The organism is Sinorhizobium sp. NG07B (assembly GCF_002532005.1).
GTDB lineage: Bacteria > Pseudomonadota > Alphaproteobacteria > Rhizobiales > Rhizobiaceae > Sinorhizobium > Sinorhizobium fredii_C.
This window is the reverse complement of the sequence record NZ_NWTD01000003.1, coordinates 469,954-491,451: the sequence shown is the minus strand read 5'-3', so window position 1 is coordinate 491,451 and position 21,498 is coordinate 469,954. Positions and strand designations below refer to the sequence as shown.

The following is a 21,498-nucleotide window of genomic DNA, read 5'->3' as shown; positions in this document are numbered from 1 at the left end:
TGGAGAGAGCGAGATGGCAAGGATACGCGTCGGTCTGATCGGCCTCGGCATGGCCGCAGCGCCACATGCCAAAAGTCTGCTCGATTTACAGGAGAGGGCCGAGGTTGCCGCTGCCTTCAGTCCTACGCCGGCGCGGCGCGAAGCATTTACGCAGATTTACGGATTTCCCACTTGCGACGATGCCGAGACCATCTTCGCCGATCCGTCGATAGCAGCCGTCATGGTGCTGACGCCGCCCAATACACATCTTGACCTCGTCCGGCGGGCGGCCGCAGCGAACAAGCATGTGCTTCTCGAAAAGCCGCTGGAGATATCGCCGGCGCGCGCCGAGGCATTGGTGGAACTTGCCGAAAAAGCAGGAATCGTACTCGGCATCGTGCTTCAGCACCGCTTTCGCCCGGTCAGCGAGGCACTTGCCGAACTGATCGAGGAGGGGCGTCTCGGCGAGATCGTCAGCGCTTCGGCGCGCCTCCACAACTGGCGCCCGCAGAGCTATTACGACCAGCCGGGACGCGGCACGCGGGCTCGCGACGGCGGCGGCGTGCTTCTCACCCAAGCGATCCACACGCTCGACCTCATGATTTCGCTCGCCGGCCTTCCGGAGGAGGTCAGAGCCCATGCGGCAACCAGCAAGGTGCACCGCATGGAAACGGAAGACCTCGCCATGGCGGCCATCCGCTTTGCAAACGGAGCGATCGGCACGGTGAGTGCTACCACCTGCGCCTATCCGGGCTTTCCCGACGAGATCGACGTCATCGGCACGCGCGGCATGGCGCGCCTCGGCGGAAGGAATTTGACCGTCTCCTTTCACGATGGAACGGAACTCACGATCGAGGACGAGGCGGCCGGAGGTGCCGGCGCCGATCCGATGGCCTTCCCGCACCACCATCACCGCGCGGTGCTCGCCGATTTCCTCGATGCCATCGAGACCGGACGAGAGCCGCGCGTCAACGGCCGCGAGGCGTTAAGGGTTCATCGCCTCATTGAGGCAATTCTCGTGGCCGCCGAGAGCGGCCGCCCGCAACGTTCTTAGGCCTCGTTGCGCCACCTACGACCAATCGGGGAGGCGGACATGGCTTTCTCAGTGAACATGACGGCTCACCTATAGCGACCGATCGCCAGATCCTTCGCGTCGATCTCTGGCTTGCGCCCGCCGACCAAATCGCTGATGAGACGGGCCGAACCGCAGCTCATCGTCCAGCCGAGCGTGCCGTGTCCGGTGTTGAGGTAGAGACCGGCAATCTTCGTCGGCCCAATCACCGGCGTCCCGTCCGGCGTCATCGGCCTGAGCCCGGACCAGAAGGATGCCTGTCGCAAATCGCCGCCTGGGAACAGATCTGTCACCGAATGGTCGAGGGTGCGCCGCCGGGCCGGGCCAAGATCATTGGTGTATCCAGAGATTTCCGCCATGCCACCGACACGGATCCGGTCGCCGAGGCGTGTGATGGCGATCTTGTAGGTCTCGTCCATCACGGTGGATTCCGGTGCGCGCGAAGCGTCGGTGATGGGAATCGTCAGTGAATATCCCTTGACGGGATAGACCGGCAGCTTGATGCCGAATGGTTTCAGCAGCAGCGGTGAATAGCTGCCGAGCGCGACGACGACCGCATCCGCGTTCAGCCGGTCGCGTTCGGTCAGGACGCCGCGCACCTGCCCGCCTTCAACATCCAGCCCCTTGATAAGCGTGCCATAGGCGAAGCGGACTCCGAGCGCCGCCGCCCTGGCGGCGAGCGCGTTCGTAAATTTGAAGCAGTCGCCGGTTTCGTCCTTCGGCGTCAGCAGACCGCCGACGATCTTTTCTCGGACATGCTTCAGAGCGGGCTCGACCCCAATGCAGCCGTCACGGTCGAGCACCTTGTAGGGCACGCCGTCGGCCGCCAGCGCCTTGACATCCTTGCCCGAAGCGTCCAGCTGCTGCTGCGTCCTGAAAAGCTGCAGCGTGCCCTGCATGCGTTCGTCATAGGCGATGCCGGTCTCCGCCCGGACCTCCGCCAGTGATGTCCGGCTGTAAGCCGCGAGGCGCAACATGCGGCTCTTGTTGATCGCGTAGCGCTCCGGGGTGCAGTTCCTCAGCATCTGGAACATCCAGGTGAGCATGGCGCGGTCGATCTTCGGCCGCAGGATGAGCGGCGCATGCTCCATGAAGAGCCATTTCAGCGCCTTCATTGGAATACCGGGTGCGGCCCAGGGCGAGCAGTAGCCGAAGGAGACTTCGCCGGCATTGGCGAAGCTGGTTTCCAGGGCCGGACCTTGCTGGCGGTCGATGACGGTGACCTCGTGTCCTGCCTTGGCGAGCTGGTAGGCACTGGTGACGCCGATCACACCGGCGCCGAGAACGATGACTTTCATGGTTTCCTCGATGATGGACGATCAGCGGTAGCGACGCTCGTAGCGGCGGCCGAGGCTAGTCAGAATTTCATAGGAGATGGTGCCGCCTGCTTCCGCCAGTTCTTCAAGCGTTTGGTGAGGGCCGAGAACCTCGACAAGGCTTCCCAGCGCAAGCGTGCCTTCGGGAAGGGCGGAAATATCGACGGTTATGCTGTCCATCGAGACGCGCCCGACGAACGGCAGGCGAACGCCGTCGTAGAAAACGGCGCCGCGATGGCTGAGACTGCGCGGCAGGCCGTCGGCATAGCCTGCGGCGATCGTGGCAAGCCTGGTCTCGGCGGAAGTCACATGCGCACCGCCATATCCGACCCGCGTGCCGGCCGGCACCGTTCTCGTCTGAATGACGGCAACGTCGAGCCGCACGACCGGCTCCATTGGATTGGGCTTGCCCGCTGTGGGTGCTCCCCCGTAGAGGGCGATGCCGGGACGAGACAGCACACCGTGATAGTCGTCGCCCATGAATATGCCGCCGGAATTGGCTAGGCAGACGCTCAAGCCTGGAAACTCGGCGGCGATCCGACCGATCTCGGCGAGCTGCTCTGCATTCTGGCCATTGTCCAGCTCGTCGGCGCAGGCGAGGTGGCTCATGATGAACAGAATTTCGATATTGCCGCAGCCCTCGAGATCAGCCGCAAGCGGGGTTCGTTCCTCCGGGGGAACCCCCAAGCGCGACATGCCCGTGTCGAACTGCAAGACACCGGGAAGAACGCGCCCGAGCTTCCGCGCCGTCAGCGACCAGCGGCGGAATTGCTCGAGAGAGTTGAGAACCGGAACGATGCGGGCCTTGGCGCAGGTGATCTCCGTTCCGGGCTGCAGCCCGTTGAGCACGAATATCTGCGTGTCGTTCGGCAAAAGCGGTCCGAGCTTCACCGCCTCGGGGAGATGCGCAACAAAGAAATGCCGGCAGCCTTCCGCATGCAGGGCGTCGGAGACCTGCTCGGCGCCAAGGCCATAGGCGTCGGCCTTGACCACCGCGGCGGCGGTTGCCGGTGCGACCCTTGTCGAAAGCTTTCGATAATTCCGCCGCAAGGCGGCAAGATCGATCGTCAGGTAGCCCGAAGCGCCACCCACCGTTTGTCGATCTGGAACATGCAAGGCATGACGGTTCATGTGCAACCCTCTCGTTGCGCAAAACATATTGAAACGATCGTCGAATATCTTATCTGGTGTTGATTGATTGTATCAAAGTATGGGCAATACCTGCACATACTGCACAAAAACGGAGCTTTATGCATGACAGCGCTTGACGCGATCGATCGAAATATCCTGCGTCTGCTCCGCGTCAACGCGCGCATGAGCAATGCCCGCATGGCGAAGGAGGTTGGCCTGTCGCCGTCGGCTTGTCTGCGCCGGATAAGATTGCTCGAAGGGGCCGGCGTCATACGCGGCTACACCGCGCTGGTGGAAAGCGGCAGTTCCGAGGACACGATCGCGGTGATCATCAATATCACGCTGGAGCGACAGACGGAGGATCATCTCGACCGTTTCGAAGCGGCGGTGCGCAAGCATCCGGAAATACGCGAATGCTTCCTCATGACGGGCGGATCGGATTATCTGCTGCGGGTAGAAGTCGCGGGCGCCGGCGAGTTCGAGCGGATCCACAAGGACATTCTCTCGACGCTGCCCGGCGTCCTGCGCATCCATTCGAGCTTTTCAATCCGCAACGTTCTCGCCACCCGAACCAAGCCCCGGCGGTGACGGGTCTGTCGAAGGTTTCGGGGCAAATAATCCAGTGGGTGGCTTCATTGTCCGAAGTTCCATAAGATAGATTACGCGATTTTGCATTGTAGCCGCAAAGTTAAAGTGTCCTGATCCTGCAAAGTAAGAATGTCACTCTCCCCGCGTTTTGATGACGTGGGAGATTGCGGATGGGATTGATTGCGATGAGCGAGCGCGACCTGCAGCGGATCGAGGTTTTGTCGAAGGTGGTCGACGGCCGGATGACGATGGTGTCGGCTGGACATGTGCTTGATCTGAGCACCCGCCAGGTTCGCCGGCTCCTGGAGCGGATCCGGACAGATGGTGCGGCATCGATCCGCCACAAGGCGATCGGTCGCCCATCGAACAACCGGATTTGCGACGGCGTGCGCGACTATGCCGTGGCGATCGTGCGCGAGCGTTATGCGGACTTCGGTCCGACGCTGGCGGCCGAGAAGCTTGCCGAGCTTGATGGTCTAACCGTGTCGCGCGAGACCTTGCGCAAATGGATGTCGGAGGCCGGCCTGTGGCTGTCACGCAAACAGCGCCGGACGTTCCATCAGCCGCGGCTGCGCCGTGAAGCCTTGGGCGAGCTGGTGCAGATCGACGGCTCCGAGCATCGCTGGTTCGAGGATCGCGGGCCGCCGTGCTCGCTTTTGGTGTTCGTCGATGATGCGACCGGCAAGTTGATGCAGTTGCGGTTCGTGCGCTCGGAAAGTGCGTTCAGCTATTTCGAGGCGCTGGAGCTCTATCTGCAGGCGCATGGTGCTCCAGTCGCCTTCTATTCCGACAAGCATTCGGTGTTCCGGGTGGCGAAGAAGGATGCCAAGGGCGGTCAGGGCATGACGCAGTTCGGCCGCGCGGTCGCTGAATCTTGCCCCGGATCGGCTGCGCGACGTCCTGTGCAAACGTGAGCAGCGCTATGTCGGATCGCAGCTGACGTTTTCGTTCGAGCGCCAGCGGATCATGCTTGAGGAGACCGAGGTGACGCGCGGTTTGGCTGGTCGCTATGTCGAGACCTATGCCTATGCCGATGGTCGATTGGATGTGCGGTGGAAAGGCCATTCCCTACCCTACCGGGTGTTCGATAAGGACCAGCGGGTGACGCATGCGGCGATCACCGAGAACAAGCGGCTTTCCGATGTGCTGGCCTACATCAAGGAGCGCCAGGACGAGCGGCCGATGCCGAAGGTGAAGACCAATAGCGAGAGGATCGGTTACAAACCGAGTGGGCGCAAGCCGGGCAAACGGACGGATTTTATCAACGATCCCGCGGTCATCGCCCGCCGGCAGCAAGCGCTCTCTCGCCTTGATGCCGCAGAATAATCAGCGGTCTGGCTGTCAAAGCTAAAGCCGATCAGTGGATAATTCACCCGCCCCGATCTCACCTTGCAACCCGGACCAGCCGGTCAGATCGGGGCTGGTCCTCGTGCCGTGTGGCAGCGCTGCAAGTGACATTTCTACTTTGCGCCGGAGCGGACATTTCAACCTGGCCGCCACATCATGTAGCGGCATTTTAGAGATGCGACATATGAGCCAGTTAGAGATGCGACAGTCGTCGCCTCTTGGGATGCTGGTCAAACGCTTCCGCCACCAACTTCGCCAAGGCCAAAGAGGCGGTGAGGCCCGGCGATTCTATGCCGAACAGGTTGATCAGCCCGGGCACGCCATGCACGGTGGGGCCCTGTACGACGAAATCCTGATGGGCGACCTCCGGAGGCACGATCTTCGGCCGAATGCCGGAATAGGCCGGCAGCAATGCGCCATCCTTAAGGTCTGGGAAATAGCGGCGTACGCCGGCATAAAAGAGCGCCGCCTTTGCCGGGTCGACATCGTATCGAAGCGTGTCGACCCATTCGATGTCGGGGCCGAACCGCGCCTGGCCGGTCAGGTCGAGGGTCAGGTGGATTCCGAGGCCTCCCTTGACGGGGACGGGATAGATCAGGCGCGAGAACGGCGCCTTTCCGACGAGCGAGAAATAGTCTCCCTTTGCGAAGTATTCCTTCGGCACCAGCGCCGGCGGCATGCCGTCGATCAGGCGTGCCAGCTTGGGTGCGGCAAGCCCGGCGGCATTGACGAACAGACGGCAGCCGAGACGTGTCGGTGCGGCGCCGCCGACATCGACCACAATGCCGCGCGCGGTTGCCCTACCCCGCTCGACCGGGCTGTTGCAGACGAGGACTGCGCCGGCATTTTCGGCATCGCCGAGCAGCGACAGCATATAGGCGTGACTGTCGACAATGCCGGTCGAAGGCGACAGGAGCGCGCCGGTCGCGGCAAGTGCCGGTTCGAGGGAGCGCGCCTGCCCGGCAGAGATTTGCCTGACATTCGTCACCCCGTTGTGCGCCGCCCCGGCGGCGATCGCCGGCAGCTGTTTCAGCTCCGCTTCTGAAGTTGCGACGATCAGCTTGCCGCACCGCTGGTGTGGAAGCCCGCGCTCGCGGCAATAGGCATAAAGCAGGTTTCGGCCGTCGACGCATAGACGCGCCATCAGGCTGCCTGCCGGATAGTAGATGCCGGCATGGACGACTTCGCTGTTGCGCGACGAGGTCTCGCTTCCGATGCGATCGGCCGCTTCGAGGATGAGCACCTCGCGGCCGGCCAGCGCAAGGGCGCGGGCAACGGCAAGCCCGATGACGCCGGCTCCCGCGACGATGCATTCCACTTGCTCCAGCGACATGGCAGGCCCTGACATCATTTCATTGCTTCACCGAATCTATGAAAGCAACGAAGTGCGCTAACTCTCTGAAATTATGACTTTTGGACGGAGGACCGCTACATGCCTGTTCTAGAAATTGCTCTAGCACAGGAGAGCGGGACGCGCCAACGACCCGTTAGATCGATGCTCCCTCGCCCATTCGGGTCATGGTCTAATTCTTGACTGCAGACCTCGTTGTGCGAGCCTTGAGACGGAGGTCGCCGAGCGGCAAAACGCTCTTATGTAAATCCAATGAATTCCATCCCCATCCAACCGTCACATTTCATACTTTCCCATTCAATGGGAGGTTCCCATGTTCAGCAGGAAGGAATGGCACGCTCACGAAACCGAGACTTCACCGGCTTTTGCCGTTGGCGTCTTGCTCTTGTCGATCGGCCTCATCGTCGCTTACCTCGTGCTGGCGACCGGCGTCGCAGACGATAGGCGATCCGGAGCCAAGGTCTACGCACCGCTGACCCAAGAGAGGCTGAGCGCGCCCGGGAGGTTATGACAGTTTCTTGCGAACGGCTCCGCAAGGTCTCGGCGCTGAGTGCCTTTTCGCTAAATGATCACTTGTTCCCCCAACTCGACGACGCGGTTGGCGGGCAGATGGAAGTAGTCGGTCGGGTCAATTGCCGAGTCAGCCATCGCTATGAACAGCCTGTCCTGCCATCTCGGCATACCCGAAGCGGGGTCCGGAACGAGCTTGCGCCGGCCGAGATAGAAGGACGTCGACATGATCTCGAATTTGAAACCTTCCTTGCGGCAGCGCGCCAGCGCCCGTGAGACATTCTGGTCATCCATGAAGCCGAACCTCAGCTCGAGCTTGCTGAACCGGTCGGAGAGCTTCGTCAGCGTGTAGCGATCCTTCTCCGCGACATAGGGCACCCTTGCCGTTTTGATGGTCAGGATGACGTTGTGCTCGTGAAGCACATGATTGTGCTTGATGTTGTGCAGGAGGACGGACGGCGTGGTCTCGGGCGTGGCGGTCAGGAAGATCGCCGTTCCCGGCACTTCGACCGGAGCGTGCTCGGATTTTCGTTCGACGGCAGCGATGAACTGGTCGAGCGGCACTTCCAGACGCGCAGTCTTCTCGCGCAGAAGCTGCACGCCTCGCCGCCAGGTCCACATGATCGTGATCAACGTTCCGGCGAAAAGGATGGGTACGAAGCCGCCATGGTGAATCTTGAAGAGGTTGGCGCCGAGAAAGACCATTTCCAGCAGGAACAAGGGGAGCAGGACTGCAATGGCAGTCAGCACAGCCCAGCCCCACTGACGGCGAACGAACTCGAACGCGAGAATCGTGTCGATCAGCATGGCACCGGTGATCGAGACGCCATAGGCGGGCGCGAGGGATTCGGAACTGCCGAACACAAACAAAAGGACGAGCACCCCGATGAGGAGCGCCGTGTTGACCAAGGGCAGGTAGATCTGGCCAGTATGGGTTTCCGAGGTGTAGCAGATCTCGAAGCGAGGCAGGAAGCCGAGGTGGATGGCTTGCCGCACGAGCGAGAACGCGCCGGTGATTACCGACTGGCTGGCAATGATGGTCGCGAGCGTCGCAAGGAGCACCACCGGCAACAGGGCCCAGCTCGGAAACATCAGGAAAAACGGGTCGGAGATCGCCTCCGGATGCGACAGGATCAGCGCGCCTTGTCCGAGATAGTTCAAGGTCAGCGCCGGGAATACGACCGCAATCCAGGCCGCCTGGATCGGGGCGCGGCCGAAATGCCCCAGATCGGCGTAGAGAGCTTCCGCTCCCGTGACCGTCAGAAACACGGCCCCAAGAACGATGAAGCCAACGAGGCCGGCATTCCATAGGAAAACGACGGCGTGCACGGGATTGAAGGCTCCGAGGATCGCCAGATCGTCGCCGATATGGGCCACGCCCGCCGCGCCGAGGACGATAAACCAGATGAGCGTGATCGGCCCGAAGAAGATCGAGACGGCGCCGGTGCCACGCGACTGAACGGCAAACAACAACACCATGATCCCGACCGAGATCGGCAGCACATAGTCGTGCAAAGCCGGCGTCACGAGCTTCAGCCCCTCCACGGCGGAGAGCACCGAGAGCGCCGGTGTGATCATTGCGTCGCCGATGAAGAGCGACGCACCGAAAATGCCGGTGAAGAACATCAGTACCGGATACCTGGTGCCCTTCTTCATCAGCAGGGCAAGCAGGGCCAAGGTGCCGCCCTCGCCATTGTTGTCGGCGCGAAGCAGCAGGATCACGTATTTAATTGTCACGATGATCGTTAGCGTCCAGATGACCAGCGAGATGAGGCCGATGATCTCTGCCCGCTCGACACCGCCCGGCGCAAAGGGCCGCAATGCCTCACGAAACGCATAGAGGGGGCTGGTGCCGATGTCGCCATAGACCACTCCCACGGATCCGAGCATCAGGGCGAGAAACTGGCGCAGGCCACGGCCCTGTGCCGGTGCATGGTCGACGGAGGCGGTCATGGGTTCTCCACGTCAGAAAATCCCCGAAGTGACGGACGCGCATGATGCTGGGCCAAAAATGGAGGCAGGGCGCCAACTTCTCTGCAACGCGCGGAAATCGGAGAAGTTTCTATCTTCGTACAGGACTGTACCGCCGACTTCCATGACCCAGAAAGGGAATCCAGCAGAAATCCGCTCTGGCAGAAGCTTGACCTCTGGCCGTCCGGGGGCTGGTCGCCTGAGCTATCCGGCAACCGCCGGTCGGTCGGAATCGGTTTCATCCACGTGAATGCGGTCCCGGCCGGCGAGCTTGGCCATGTAGAGGGCCCGGTCCGCACGGGCATAGAGGCTGATCGCAGTGTCGCCCGGCTGAGCACCCGCGATGCCGGCCGAAAACGTGTATCCGAAATCGGGCCGCTCCTGAAGCGGACGGGACTTGCGCACGGAGGCGAGCATTCTTTCGAGAATCAATTTAGCCTGCTCGACGGGCGTGGCCGGTAGGGTAAGCACGAATTCCTCGCCGCCGACCCTCCCGAAGCAGTCGGTGCGCCGCACCAGGCGGTGAATGCGCGTCGCGAAATCCCTCAGGATTGCATCACCGGTCTGATGGCCGAACTGGTCGTTGATGCTCTTGAAACGGTCGATGTCCAGCACGCAGAGGCAGCCTGGCGAGCTCTGCTGCAGCATGTCCTCGATTCTCGCCGTCACGAAACGGCGGTTGGCGACGCCGGTTAGTTCGTCGGTATAGGAGGCCTTGATGGCCAGATCACGATCCTGTCGCACCGTGCGCGCCTTCACCCTGAGACCGGTCACATCGGTGGCCACGCAAAGCATCCAGCCATCCTTCTCGACGGTTTCGGTCATCCAAAGCCAGCGCCCGTCGAACAGATCGGTTTCAAAAGACCTGAAGCCGACCTTGCCGCGGCGCGACTGGGTCGATCGCAGCCATTTTTCGAAATCTCCCGCGCGAATGACGGTTCCGCGTTGGGCATGAAAGTTCCGCCGCATCAAGTCCGGCCATAGCGGCGTCTCATCCGGTGCGACGAAATAGGCTGACCGGAATGCCTCGTTGGCGTAGCGCAGCCTGTCGAACTCGTCATAGGCGGCGACGAGAACCGGAGAGCTCTCGAAGAGTTCAAAGAGTCGACTGGTATCCTTCGCCATATGTCGACGTTAGACGGTCTTCGTTAAAGGAAGCAATAAGCCAGCGGTGCGAATGCAAGCGCTTGGCGAATGGCCGCCGCTCCGTCGTGGCCGATATTCCTCTCCGGCAACGGTCCCAAAGGGCAAACCAGCACTTGCACAGAGATTCGGGGCCGCTACCTGCAGTGACTCGTCATCGTCCCAATCAGGCATACACTGAACGTTTCCGGCACACGCTCGGGCGCCACGGATGTGCGAATCCGCCCCCGTCGAGAGGAGATGAACCATGGTGCCATCTCGCGACCGGTGCAGCACTTTCGGCCCCACAGAGGTGGATCTGCTGCACAGCATTTTCGAACAGATCCTGGAGGAAAAGGGTGTGGAGAGCAGCGGCGAGAGAGCGAATGAAATCGCCGCACGGTTGATTCGCATTTATCAGTCCGGCGTGCGCGACGTCGCAATGCTGAAAAAACTGTCCGTGCGTCCGCGGGAGTGATCCCACGACGCGAGGTCGGGCCGCCTGCCATCAGTGCAACGTCTTGTTTCCTGGGAAGGGAACGGGAGTGGCTTCGGCCATTTTCGCGGCCATTCGCATCGCGATCACATAGTCTTCGGTGAGCTCCATCAGCGCGAGCGCGATCTCCTGCCACGTCCAGCCGGCGCTTTCGGCCAGACTCGTGAAAATCTGAAAATCCTCTTCCAGCGCGCGCTCGCACTCGACCCGGCGGTCCGGGGGCTGGGGCTGGGTGATCGTGTCGGTGACCTTAGGCATCGTTCCTCCTAGTGAAGAGGGAAACTCGCAGACGAGGAGACCGGTTCCATCGCGCCGTTCCGAAAAGCATCTGGCTGCGGGAGGCTCGATCGAGACGAAGAAAGCGACCGCGCGCAGCGTTACTCCTGAAGGGCGTGGAGACGGTCATGGTTCCGCACAATCAGTGGAAGCGCGACGTTGAGGCTCGGCAAGGTGAGTTCGCGTCCTTTCCCTATGATCGAGCGACCGTCGAGCGATTTCGCGAGGAGTTCCCACGGTCCCGGTGGAACACGAACGCAAGAGCTGGTTCGTGCCGGGAACGACGGCCGCCGGTCGTATCGAGCGGTGGCTGGCACGGGAAGCAGAGCGCGCCGACATCCATGGTGACGCCAAAGGCCGCGACGCCTATGATTTCGAGCCCATCGTCAGCCCATATCTAGAGGTCCGCGACGACCTGCGCATCCGAACGCCCTATTCCAGATCGGTGATCGAATTGCTGCGCGGAATTCCCTGGGCGCATTGGGACGAGGATGGGCGTGTCTGGCGCGTACCCTTCCGGTCCTACGAGGAACTGCAGCGACACTGGCCACGGATCGAGGAGGCCGCTCGACGAAGCGAACCGGGAAAGAAAGCGCCGCCGAGATGCGGAAAAAGATTCCGAGGCAGAGAGAGCGGCGAGAGCGCGGGCCGCGGAAAGGCGTCGCCGCCGCTATCCCCTCCCCGCTGACGATCCGCCGCCCTTGGGCCGCCCGGTTGCGACCGTTCAGTATGGGAGCGTCGTCTTTGTGGATCTCTCCGGCGAAGTCGCCGAGCCGGCGCCGCTGGCGCAATACTATCCGCAAGCGGATCACACCGCTGACCACTTCTGGGGGAGATGGCGCCCACCGACCCTTGCCGAACTCGTCGCGACATGGCCGGCCCGCCGAGAGCCCGGGCCTGAGGCGTTTTCCAGGGGATGGTGGCAGCCGACACTCTCCGAGTTGAGGATCGCCCGCAGAAAAGCCCGATCCATGGCGCGGCGCCAGCAGGCGCGAAAGCCGGTGGGTGCCGACGCGCAGCGAACGCGAGTCGAATAGCGAAGCGACCATCCGTTCAGGCCGAAATTGATCATCCAGACCGCTGGCGGCTTTGCGGCATGTCGAACTGCGGCTATGTTCCTTTTCCGTTCACGCGCGATTCGCGGCAATCCCGCCGCCTTCACAGGACGCGCCTGTTCAACTGGAGGCGGGACGAGCCGGATGAGCGTCGCATATCTGGAAAAGCTGAACGAGCGCCAGCGCAGTGCCGTCTCACACGGTGTCGGACCGGACGCCCATATCGGTGGTCCGCTTCTCATCATCGCCGGCGCCGGCTCCGGCAAGACCAACACGCTTGCCCACCGGGTGGCGCATCTCATCGTCAACGGTGCGGACCCCCGACGTATCCTGCTGATGACCTTCTCGCGCCGGGCGGCCGCCGAGATGGGCCGAAGGGTCGAACGCATCTGCGGCCAGGTGCTCGGCGGCAAGGCCGGGACGATCTCCGACGCGCTTGCCTGGGCGGGAACCTTTCACGGCATCGGCGCGCGGCTCCTGCGCGACCATGCGGGGGAAATCGGTATCGATCCGGATTTCACCATCCACGACCGGGAAGACAGCGCCGATCTCATGAACATCGTGCGGCACGAACTTGGTTTGTCGAAAAGCGAGAACCGTTTCCCCACCAAGGCGACCTGTCTTGCCATCTATTCGCGCACCGTCAATGCGGAACAGCCGCTCGACGAGGTCCTGCGCGATAATTTTCCCTGGTGTTCTGCCTGGGAAAAGCAACTGCGCGAACTTTTCGGCGCCTATGTCGAAGCCAAGCAGGCGCAGAACGTCCTCGATTACGACGACCTGCTGCTCTACTGGGCGCAGATGATGGGCGACGCCGTCCTCGCCGAGGACGTCGGCGGCCGGTTCGACCACGTGCTTGTCGACGAATATCAGGATACCAACCGGCTGCAGGCTTCGATCCTCCTTGCGTTGAAGCCGAATGGTCGGGGCCTCACCGTGGTGGGCGACGACGCCCAGTCGATCTACGCGTTCCGCGCCGCGACGGTGCGCAACATTCTGGATTTTCCGGCAAGCTTCACGCCGGCGGCGGAGATCATCACGCTCGATCGGAACTATCGCTCGACACAGCCGATCCTCGCTGCCGCAAACGGCGTCATCGAGCTGGCCCGCGAACGCTTCACCAAGAACCTCTGGACCGAGCGGGAATCGGCCGAGCGGCCGCGGCTCGTGACCGTGCGCGACGAGGCCGATCAGGCCAACTACGTCGTCGAACTGGTTCTGGAGAACCGCGAAGGCGGAATGCTGCTGAAGCAGCAGGCGGTGCTCTTCCGCACTTCGCACCACAGCGGTGCCCTCGAGGTGGAACTGACCCGCCGCAACATCCCCTTCGTAAAGTTCGGCGGGCTCAAATTCCTGGACAGCGCGCATGTGAAGGACATGCTGGCGGCGCTACGCTTTGCGCATAATCCGCGCGACCGGGTCGCGGGTTTTCGGCTGATGCAATTGCTGCCCGGAGTCGGTCCGCAGACGGCGGGGCGCGTCCTCGAGGCGATCGCCGCCGATCCGGAACCGTTGGCGGCGCTTGCGGAGATCCCTGCCCCGCCGCGCTCCGGCGATGCCTGGACGGCCTTCGCCGGCATGCTGCAGAGCTTGCGATCCGGCCGGACCGGCTGGCCGGGGGAAATCGGCACGGCCCGCGCCTGGTACGAACCGCATCTGGAGCGGATCCATGAGGACGCCGAGGTCCGCAGGGCCGACCTTTTGCAGCTCGAGCAGATCGCCAGCGGCTATCCGTCGCGCGAGCGCTTTCTGACCGAGCTCACCCTTGATCCGCCGGACGCCACCAGCGACCATGCGGGCGTGCCGCTGCTCGACGAGGACTATCTCATCCTCTCGACCATCCACTCGGCCAAGGGGCAGGAATGGAAATCGGTTTTCGTGCTGAATTGCGTCGACGGCTGCATTCCGTCCGATCTCGGTGTCGGCAGCACGGCGGAGGTCGAGGAGGAGCGCCGTCTGCTTTACGTCGCCATGACGCGCGCCAAGGACAGCCTGCATCTGATCACCCCGCAGCGCTTTTTTACGCACGGTCAGCATGCCCAGGGCGACCGGCATGTCTACGCCTCGCGCAGCCGCTTCCTACCTGCAACGCTTCTGCAATTCTTCGAGTGCTCGGCCTGGCCCGTTGCCAAGCCGGCTGCGGCTGGCCAGCGTGATGCGCAGCAATTGCGCATCGATGTCCGGGCCCGCATGCGCGGTATGTGGCGTTAATGCATGTCGCCCAAAGTGTGCAGCGTGAATACGTTTGAACGCGCCTTAGGAAAATGATCGTTGCCGGCTCGCTGGAGCCGAACGCGCCAATTGACGGACGAGCATTGTCGGCGCAGTGATCGAGCGGTCGTCTTTAGCCACGCCGTTCAGAACCTGGAGCAGATCGTAGCCGGCCGGCCAGCGGCCGAAGCCGCTCGCGATGTTGATGTGGCCGGCATGGCCGAGATCGACGAGGCGGCCGCCCCATTCTTCACACAAGATCCGTAAGCGGTCGAAGCGCATATAGGGATCGTTAAGACTGCCGACGACGAGACTTGGAAAGCTAAGCCGCTGTCGCGGCATGCCCCCGAATGCGATCGCCCCCGGATGCAGTCGCTCCGTCTCCTCGAGATCACAGGGGCCGACCAGAAGCGCGCTTCGAATTCGCTCGACAATCGGGCGTCCGGCCAAGGCCGCGACCAACAGGCAGCCCAGACTGTGGGCGACGATGTCGACCGACGGATGCCTGTCGATTTCTGTCTCCAGAGCACTTCGCCAAGCCGCAAGCGCCGGTCGGTTCCAGTCGCCCTGCTCGACGAGCGTGGCCCCTGGTTGATCGATGAGCCAGTGGCGCTGCCAGTGCCCCTCGCCCGACCCGAACAAACCCGGAACGATCAGCGTCTTCACCATACGTTCGCTCCCCGGAACACCGGTTGCTGCAAATGAATAGGTTCATGCGGAGATTGTGCCCGGCAGCAAGAGCGACGGTAAGGAATGAAGGTCCATTCTCTACAAAGTTACTGGAAAAAAATGCCGGACAAGCGAAGCGCGCCGACCGACCGGCATCGCCTCATCCTACAGCGAGCAAATCAGCAATAGCGCCGGTGGAGCGAAAGCCAGCCGTCGCCGCCGATCCGGACCTCGATGTCGGCGTAGTGCTCCAAAGTCAGATGCGGCGTTCCCTCCGCTGCCGCGTGAGCACCGGTGATCACGGCCACCTCGGCGCCGGCGGAACTGCCCGCGAGTATCCCAGCCGGAGCATCTTCGAAGACCAAGCAGTCCTCGCCGCGAACACCGAGCCGGCTGGCGGCGAGAAGATAGCCCTGCGGATCGGGCTTGCCCGCCGTGACGTCCTCACCGGTGACCATGTGGCGCGGAACCGGAATGCAGGCCGCGGCAAGGCGGCGCCTGGCCAGCTCCAGCGGCGCCGACGTGACGATCGCCCAGCGCTCCGGCGGCAATGAATTAAGGAAGGCGACCGCCCCGGGTATCTCGACGATACCCTCCACATCGGCGATCTCTGCCAAGGCGAGCGCGTGCGCCTCGAGGTCGGGGTCGACGGCGAGCCCGAGCTTGCGGATCGTGTCCGACGCGCGCACGCCGTGCACCGATTTCATCAACTCATGGGGATCGAGCCCATTGCGGACCGCCCATGCCCCCCATACCCGTTCGACGACGGCCATGGAATTGAGCAAGGTGCCATCCATATCGAACAGCAGGGCAGCGAAGCTCTTTGGGAATATCGCGGTGGTCAGGGTATCCAAGCCGGCTCCTTGAAACGAGTGTCTCGCGCATTGCGCGATTGCACAACTATCCCTGGACGGGCCGGCGCACAACCTCCTTCTCGGCGCTCTCAGCGATGCCCGCCGGCAATAAGAAAATTGATCGGCCCGCCGGCGACGTCATCGTCGAAAACGGCGCAGGAAAGCACGCCGCCGAAGACGGCACCCGAATCGACATTGGTTCTGTTGCCGACAGTGCGGGGGTTGCCGCGGCTCGGCGTGTGCCCGTGGCAGACATGCTTGCCCCAGTAATGGCCGGAGTAGTTCGGATCGGTCCGCACCCAGAGCAGAATGTCGTCGCCCTGCTCCTCGAGCGGGATCGAATCATCTACGCCGGCATGGACGAAGATGCGATAGGGGTCGACAATGATCGACGGCAGTTCGGCCATCCAGACCAGATGGCTCAAGGGTATGGCGCCGCCGTAGGACTCCAGGGTCTCGCCGCCGCCGTTCATCAGCCACGAGCTCATCTCGGCGAGACCCTTGCGGGCCGAGAGCAGCATGTCTTCGTGGTTGCCCTTGAGCGTGAGCCATTGCCAACCGGCCTTGGTCGGTCCCGCCATGATCCGCTCGACGACGCCCCGGCTCTCCGGGCCCCGGTCGACGAGGTCGCCGAGAAAAATCACCCTCCCCTCCGGGGCGGAGGACTCGATGGCGGCCAACAGCGTTTCGAGTTCATCGAGACAGCCGTGAATGTCACCGACGGCAAATGTCAAACGAGGGCCATTCATGAAGCGGTGCTCCTGTCCCCGACCAAGACGGCTTTCTCCATGAGTCCGGACGAAATCGGTCGTTCCTCGCCGCCACACCGCCGCGCCTCCCGCTCGACGCGGAAGCTCGCTGTTGCACGTCGAATTGCCGCTGCGAACCCATGGTTCAACGAACAGCTCTATCGCATTATAAAATCGGGCGGAATCGCTTTCGACGCAAAAAAGCGGAAAATGCAACAGGTTGGTTAATCGGGCGATAGAGGCGAAGGAAACACGGCTCTTTCGCCGCACAGTTCAACGGCGCGGCGTCGCCCTCGGAATGGTTGAGCTGGTGATGGATACCGGGTCGCTGGCAGGAAACGTGTCCTCGAGCCCCTCCTCCAACTGCTCTTCCATCGCATCTGCGTCATGTGCCTGGCGGGCATTCGCGAGCGCGCCTTCCGGGATCGACGGGGATCGCCGCGCGCCTGTTATGCCGAGCAACTCGCCATCCGCCTCCATGGCGGCTCCAAGGATTTCCTTCGCGCGCGCCACGGCGTTGAGCCTGTTTAGGGTGCCGGCCGCGTTCTGCGGGCACAGGACGGAAACGACTTCACCCGTCGCACCGACGAACTCGACGGTGAACCCCGCCTTGCCGCCGCGCTCTGGGAAGACCTGGATTGCAACGAACTGCATCGCTTCCTCTTTCCATGATAGCGCCGCGCGTCCGGTTAGACGCGTAAAGATGGCTGTAGAGCATGGATGCTGCATGATCTTGTCCGATCGATGCCGATCTTGAAAATCATGCAGCGGACCGACGGCTGCCGTAACCGACCGGTTCAGGTACAAGCGTAGAGTCTACCAGATTTGACGAACGGCCGACAGCCGCCTTCGCGCCGCATTGTCCGCCGCATGGAAGCCCGGCGCCCCCTTCTTCTCCCGCTCCACCGGCCGGGTGCAGGCCGCGAAAGCGTCGAGGGCGCGGTTATAGACTCGCGTCTGCACGTCCATCATGCCAAGCACGGTGTGGAACAGGTTGTCGTGCGACCGTGGCTCGTCGGCATCCTTGGCAAGGCAGCCGGCGTCGACGCCCATCATCGCCTGGTAGGGCTTCGAGAACCAGGCGATGAAGGGGACCTGAGTTTGTTCCTTCGGTGCGATCGCATAGGGAGCGCCGTGCAGGTAAATGCCATTCTCGCCAAGCGATTCCCCATGGTCCGACATGTAGATCATCGCGCCGGCGATGCGGTCCTGATGCTTCTCGATGAGCCCGGCGACGCTCGCCAGAACATGGTCGGTATAGAGGATCGTGTTGTCATAGGCGTTGACGATTTCCTCTGTCGTACAGCTCATCAGCTCCGGCGTGCGACAGTCCGGCGTGAAGCGGCGGAACGCTTCGGGATAGCGCAGGTAATAGGACGGGCCGTGACTGCCGAGTTGATGCAGCACGATGACGCTGTTCTTCGTCGTCGCGGCGAGCTTCTTTTCCAGGTCGTCGAGGAAGATTTCGTCCAGGCATTCGCCATTCTTACAGAGCGGGCTGTTCTTCCGGTTCGTCATGCTGGCGAAACTGATGAGATTGGCGATGCCCTTGCTGCCGGTGTTGTTGTCCCACCAGGTGACCGAGACACCCGCATGCGTCAGTACGTTGACGAGGTTTTCGGTCGAGCGGGCCTTCCAGTCGCTGTACTCGCTGCGCGGATAGACGGAAAACATACAGGGCAGCGAGACGGCCGTCGCCGTGCCGCAACTCGTCGTGTCACGGTAGTTGACCACCCCGAGCGCCCTCAGTTCCGGATTTGTCTCGCGGTGATAACCATTGAGGGAGAAGTTCATCGCCCGCGCGGTCTCACCTGCGACCACCACCACGACGACAGGCTTGCTGGCTGCGGCGATGCGCGACCCTTCTTGGGCGTCGATCCCGAGCGGCTGCACGACCAAATTGCGCTCGCGATAGCTGGAAAGTCCGTAGCGGATCGCCGACGTGATCGGTCCGGCCGGATTGAACCGGACCATCAGATCCCGATGCTCCCTGAGTGCATAGGCGATGCCGGCAAAATTGGCGTAAATGAGCATGCCGCTCAGGAGAAGTGCCGGAGCAACGAAGAGGAAATTGATTGCAGCTTTTGAGAACAAGGGCCGATGCTTGATCTCAACCCAGGCGATGAGAAGCGATGGCAAGAGTGCGTAGAGCGCAAGATGAAGCGCCAAGCTGCCAGTCAGGAGGTGGCTCGCCTCCGGCACGGTGGTGACGACGGCATTTCCGATCATTTCCTTGTCGATGACAATGCCGAACGTCTCGGTGAAGTGCGACGCAGCCGCCGATATGGCGATCAGCAGGACCAACAGCGGCTTCATCACGTATTTCATCGACAGCATTGTCAGGACCGAAAAGGTGGTCAGACCGAGTGCCATGCCGAACGATAGGACAGCGATCCACGCGTGACCGAAAGAGGTTACCGCATGGCTCCAGAAGGAATTGTTGGTGATGAGCAGCAGATAAAGCGTGGCCGCCGCACTCAAAGCGACGCTGCCGATCTCCGGCCGGCGAATTCTGAAGACAGCCAAAACATTGTTCTCCGCAAAAATTTCCGCCGGCCGGCCATTTCCCGGACGCGGCGTGTCACGACACCTTCGCCAGTACCGGGGGCAAACTGTCGAGGTGCTGTCGGGGGCGCGCGCGGCTCGTTGGCATGTGACGGAAAACCTCCTATTGTCTGCCGCCGCCGATCCTGGAAGGCTTCAGATCAGGGAAACGCATGCGCCTGCTGCTTATCGAAGACAGTCCCCGCCTCATCGAACTCGTGGGCGAAACCATGCGCGATGCGGGCTGGCGGCTCGACGCCGTTTCGAGTGTCAGCGAAGCCGAGGCTGCCATTGTCGAACGGGAGCACGATCTTGTACTTCTCGACCTGGGCCTGCCGGATGGCGACGGCCTCGACCTTCTGAGATGGATAAGGCAGGAGCACGCCGGCTTGCCGGTGCTGGTCATCACCGCCCGCGGCTCCGTCGACGAGCGGGTCCAGGGTCTCGATGCCGGGGCGGACGACTATTTGGTGAAGCCCTTCCACCATCGCGAATTGCTTTCCCGCTGCCGGGCCATGCTGAGGCGCAATCCGCACGCGATACAGCCGGTGCTCGAAGCCGGGGCGCTGCGCTTCGATCCAGCCACCGCAGAGCTCAGCTGCGATGGGACGATCATCGCCCTTCCCCCGCGCGAGCGCTCCCTGATCGAGATATTGATGCGTGAGGTCGGGCGCGTCGTTCCAAAGCGACGGCTCGAGACAGCCCTCTCCGAATATGGCCAGGAGCTTAGTTCCAACGCGCTGGAGCTCGCCGTCTCCCGCGTTCGGAAGCGATTGCAGCCCCTCGCCACCGGTATCCGGATCGAAACGGTGCGCGGCATCGGCTATCTCCTGCGGACCGCTGCATGAGGAAAGGCAATCCGTCGCTGATCGGCATCGTTGCCGGGCGCATCATCGCCTTTTCGCTGCTCGCCATGGTGCTTGAGATCGGCGTGGTTTTCGCGGATTACTGGTTTGACGACGAAAAGCTCAGCGTCCTGGTGCTGCAGCAGGAAACGGAGATCCTGTCGCAAGGGATCACGACGGAGGGCGGGCTGCCGACATTCAGAGCCGATCGTGCGTTCCGTGAACGCTACGTCGAACTGGATGGGCGCGCAGGCGCGATCTATGTCCGGATTCGGACCGCTTCCGGCTCTATCCTCTTTTCCGATTGCACGACGGAATGCGCCGAGCATTTCCTGCCGTTGAGCATTAATGCGCCGCGCTTCTGGAAGCGGACAATCGAGGAGGGAAAGCCATTCAGCGTGGCGGGCGGCCAATCCTTCGAGCGCGGTGGTGAATCCGTGTTCGTCGAGCTGGCGATCCTGAAAGACCCGAACGGTTTCATGTACGGGGCGCTCCTGCGCGAGATGTTCGATTCAATGATCGTTCCGATGACGCTGATGTTTTGCCTCGTCATCGGCGCGACGATCTGGTCGATCCGAAGTGCGCTGAGGCCGGTGGCGATGGCGGTCAAGGCTGCGGATGCGATCGACCCGCGTGACAGCGGCGCCCGACTGCCGATAACCCGCATGCCGGAAGAGATCGAACGGCTGGTAAGCGCCGTCAACCGGCTGCTTGCCCGTGTCGCCGATCTCGTTGAATCGCAGAAGGTCTTCTCTTCCTCGATCGCCCATGAGATACGCACGCCGGTTTCGATCGCTAAGATGGAGTTGAGCCGGATCGACGATCCGCGGGCGCGCAATGCCGAGCGGGATCTCGACGCGCTGACGCACATTCTCGAGCAGCTGACGTCGCTGGCGCGGGCGGACGCAGTGGACCCTTCCGCCTATGAACAGGGCAATCTGTCCGAAATCGGAGCCGAGGTGGCGCAAGCCACGGCGCCGTTCGTCTTCGATCACGACAGGTCGATCGAGTTCGTCGACCGCGGGACGACGCCGGTAAGGATGATCCCCGCGCTCGTCGAGAACATGCTCAGGAACCTGATCGAGAATGCGGTAAAGCACAATCCGCCGGGCACACGCATTGTCCTGACCTGCGGACCCGGCCCTCAGGTCTCCGTCGAGGATGACGGCAAGGGCATGGTCGATCTGCCGGAACTGAATGAGGACCTCGGCTACGTCAAGCGCTCCGGCCAGCTCGGTCTCGGCCTGAAAATCGTTCATCGGATCGCCGAGCTTCACAAGGCGAAAATCTCATACGACACCGCTCCGAACCGGGGCACCAAGATCACGATCGATCTTGCCTCTGCGGCCTGAAATCGGCGTCGCGCCGCGTGTCGGGCATTTGTTGGGCATAGTGCATATTTTTTAATCCGA

Annotated in this window: 19 protein-coding genes and 1 pseudogene; 9 read left to right on the top strand and 11 right to left on the bottom strand. The window is 62.2% G+C overall.

Annotation, left to right across the window (positions count from 1 at the left end; all coding sequences use genetic code 11):
- Positions 1 to 13: 13 nt before the first annotated feature.
- Positions 14 to 1,033, top strand: coding sequence for a Gfo/Idh/MocA family oxidoreductase (locus CO664_RS12175; protein WP_097524654.1), 1,020 nt, complete (start codon positions 14 to 16; stop codon positions 1,031 to 1,033).
- Between the two features lie 65 nt (positions 1,034 to 1,098).
- Here the strand turns inward: CO664_RS12175 and CO664_RS12170 are convergent, their stop codons facing one another.
- Together CO664_RS12170 and alr are read right to left on the bottom strand one after the other, a co-directional pair.
- The gene (locus CO664_RS12170; protein ID WP_037425465.1) at positions 1,099 to 2,349 is read right to left on the bottom strand and encodes a D-amino acid dehydrogenase; all 1,251 of its coding nucleotides are present in this window, start codon (positions 2,347 to 2,349) and stop codon (positions 1,099 to 1,101) included.
- A gap of 21 nt (positions 2,350 to 2,370) precedes the next feature.
- On the bottom strand, positions 2,371 to 3,498 hold the full coding sequence (gene alr / locus CO664_RS12165) for an alanine racemase (protein WP_097538894.1): 1,128 nt from the start codon (positions 3,496 to 3,498) through the stop codon (positions 2,371 to 2,373).
- A 123-nt stretch (positions 3,499 to 3,621) separates the two neighbouring features.
- On the opposite strand from alr, the gene CO664_RS12160 reads away from it, so the two are divergent.
- Positions 3,622 to 4,086, top strand: coding sequence for an Lrp/AsnC family transcriptional regulator (locus CO664_RS12160; RefSeq protein WP_097538893.1), 465 nt, complete (start codon positions 3,622 to 3,624; stop codon positions 4,084 to 4,086).
- 170 nt (positions 4,087 to 4,256) lie between these two features.
- Positions 4,257 to 5,412, top strand: a pseudogene (locus CO664_RS12155) (ISNCY family transposase).
- A 214-nt stretch (positions 5,413 to 5,626) separates the two neighbouring features.
- On the opposite strand, the gene CO664_RS12150 reads toward CO664_RS12155, so the two are convergent.
- Complete coding sequence (locus CO664_RS12150) at positions 5,627 to 6,766, bottom strand: NAD(P)/FAD-dependent oxidoreductase (protein ID WP_176536584.1); 1,140 nt, start codon at positions 6,764 to 6,766, stop codon at positions 5,627 to 5,629.
- A gap of 331 nt (positions 6,767 to 7,097) precedes the next feature.
- Between CO664_RS12150 and CO664_RS12145 the strand changes: the two genes are divergently transcribed.
- Positions 7,098 to 7,295 (top strand): hypothetical protein, encoded by a 198-nt coding sequence (locus CO664_RS12145; RefSeq protein WP_097524651.1) that lies wholly within the window; start codon positions 7,098 to 7,100, stop codon positions 7,293 to 7,295.
- Positions 7,296 to 7,345: 50 nt separating this feature from the next.
- On the opposite strand, the gene CO664_RS12140 is transcribed toward CO664_RS12145, so the two are convergent.
- Both CO664_RS12140 and CO664_RS12135 read right to left on the bottom strand, forming a co-directional pair.
- Positions 7,346 to 9,247 (bottom strand): potassium transporter Kup, encoded by a 1,902-nt coding sequence (locus CO664_RS12140; RefSeq protein ID WP_097538892.1) that lies wholly within the window; start codon positions 9,245 to 9,247, stop codon positions 7,346 to 7,348.
- A gap of 222 nt (positions 9,248 to 9,469) precedes the next feature.
- Positions 9,470 to 10,390 carry a GGDEF domain-containing protein gene (locus tag CO664_RS12135; RefSeq protein ID WP_097538891.1) on the bottom strand — a complete coding sequence of 307 codons (921 nt, stop codon included), beginning with the start codon at positions 10,388 to 10,390 and terminating at the stop codon, positions 9,470 to 9,472.
- A 265-nt stretch (positions 10,391 to 10,655) separates the two neighbouring features.
- On the opposite strand from CO664_RS12135, the gene CO664_RS12130 reads away from it, so the two are divergent.
- Positions 10,656 to 10,865 (top strand): hypothetical protein, encoded by a 210-nt coding sequence (locus CO664_RS12130; protein WP_037417303.1) that lies wholly within the window; start codon positions 10,656 to 10,658, stop codon positions 10,863 to 10,865.
- A 30-nt stretch (positions 10,866 to 10,895) separates the two neighbouring features.
- Here the strand turns inward: CO664_RS12130 and CO664_RS12125 are convergent, their stop codons facing one another.
- Complete coding sequence (locus CO664_RS12125) at positions 10,896 to 11,141, bottom strand: hypothetical protein (RefSeq protein ID WP_037417300.1); 246 nt, start codon at positions 11,139 to 11,141, stop codon at positions 10,896 to 10,898.
- Between the two features lie 262 nt (positions 11,142 to 11,403).
- Here CO664_RS12125 and CO664_RS31200 point away from each other — a divergent pair, with 262 nt between their 5' ends.
- Both CO664_RS31200 and CO664_RS12115 read left to right on the top strand, forming a co-directional pair.
- Entirely contained in the window at positions 11,404 to 11,847 is a 444-nt protein-coding gene (locus CO664_RS31200) for a hypothetical protein (protein ID WP_234820242.1), read from the top strand.
- 511 nt (positions 11,848 to 12,358) lie between these two features.
- Positions 12,359 to 14,425, top strand: coding sequence for an ATP-dependent helicase (locus CO664_RS12115; RefSeq protein WP_097524648.1), 2,067 nt, complete (start codon positions 12,359 to 12,361; stop codon positions 14,423 to 14,425).
- 45 nt (positions 14,426 to 14,470) lie between these two features.
- Here the strand turns inward: CO664_RS12115 and CO664_RS12110 are convergent, their stop codons facing one another.
- From CO664_RS12110 to CO664_RS12090, 5 genes are all read right to left on the bottom strand, one after another.
- The gene (locus CO664_RS12110; protein ID WP_097538890.1) at positions 14,471 to 15,094 is read right to left on the bottom strand and encodes an alpha/beta hydrolase; all 624 of its coding nucleotides are present in this window, start codon (positions 15,092 to 15,094) and stop codon (positions 14,471 to 14,473) included.
- Between the two features lie 179 nt (positions 15,095 to 15,273).
- Complete coding sequence (locus CO664_RS12105) at positions 15,274 to 15,948, bottom strand: HAD family hydrolase (protein WP_037417295.1); 675 nt, start codon at positions 15,946 to 15,948, stop codon at positions 15,274 to 15,276.
- A gap of 89 nt (positions 15,949 to 16,037) precedes the next feature.
- Positions 16,038 to 16,697 (bottom strand): metallophosphoesterase family protein, encoded by a 660-nt coding sequence (locus tag CO664_RS12100; protein ID WP_097538889.1) that lies wholly within the window; start codon positions 16,695 to 16,697, stop codon positions 16,038 to 16,040.
- 273 nt (positions 16,698 to 16,970) lie between these two features.
- Positions 16,971 to 17,351, bottom strand: coding sequence for a hypothetical protein (locus CO664_RS12095; RefSeq protein ID WP_097538888.1), 381 nt, complete (start codon positions 17,349 to 17,351; stop codon positions 16,971 to 16,973).
- A 162-nt stretch (positions 17,352 to 17,513) separates the two neighbouring features.
- Positions 17,514 to 19,223 carry a phosphoethanolamine--lipid A transferase gene (locus CO664_RS12090; RefSeq protein WP_097538887.1) on the bottom strand — a complete coding sequence of 570 codons (1,710 nt, stop codon included), beginning with the start codon at positions 19,221 to 19,223 and terminating at the stop codon, positions 17,514 to 17,516.
- Between the two features lie 191 nt (positions 19,224 to 19,414).
- Between CO664_RS12090 and CO664_RS12085 the strand changes: the two genes are divergently transcribed.
- Together CO664_RS12085 and CO664_RS12080 are read left to right on the top strand one after the other, a co-directional pair.
- Positions 19,415 to 20,089, top strand: coding sequence for a response regulator transcription factor (locus tag CO664_RS12085; RefSeq protein ID WP_037417285.1), 675 nt, complete (start codon positions 19,415 to 19,417; stop codon positions 20,087 to 20,089).
- Positions 20,086 to 21,438 (top strand): HAMP domain-containing sensor histidine kinase, encoded by a 1,353-nt coding sequence (locus tag CO664_RS12080; RefSeq protein WP_097538886.1) that lies wholly within the window; start codon positions 20,086 to 20,088, stop codon positions 21,436 to 21,438. Before CO664_RS12085 ends, CO664_RS12080 begins: the two co-directional genes overlap by 4 nt.
- Positions 21,439 to 21,498: the final 60 nt, after the last annotated feature.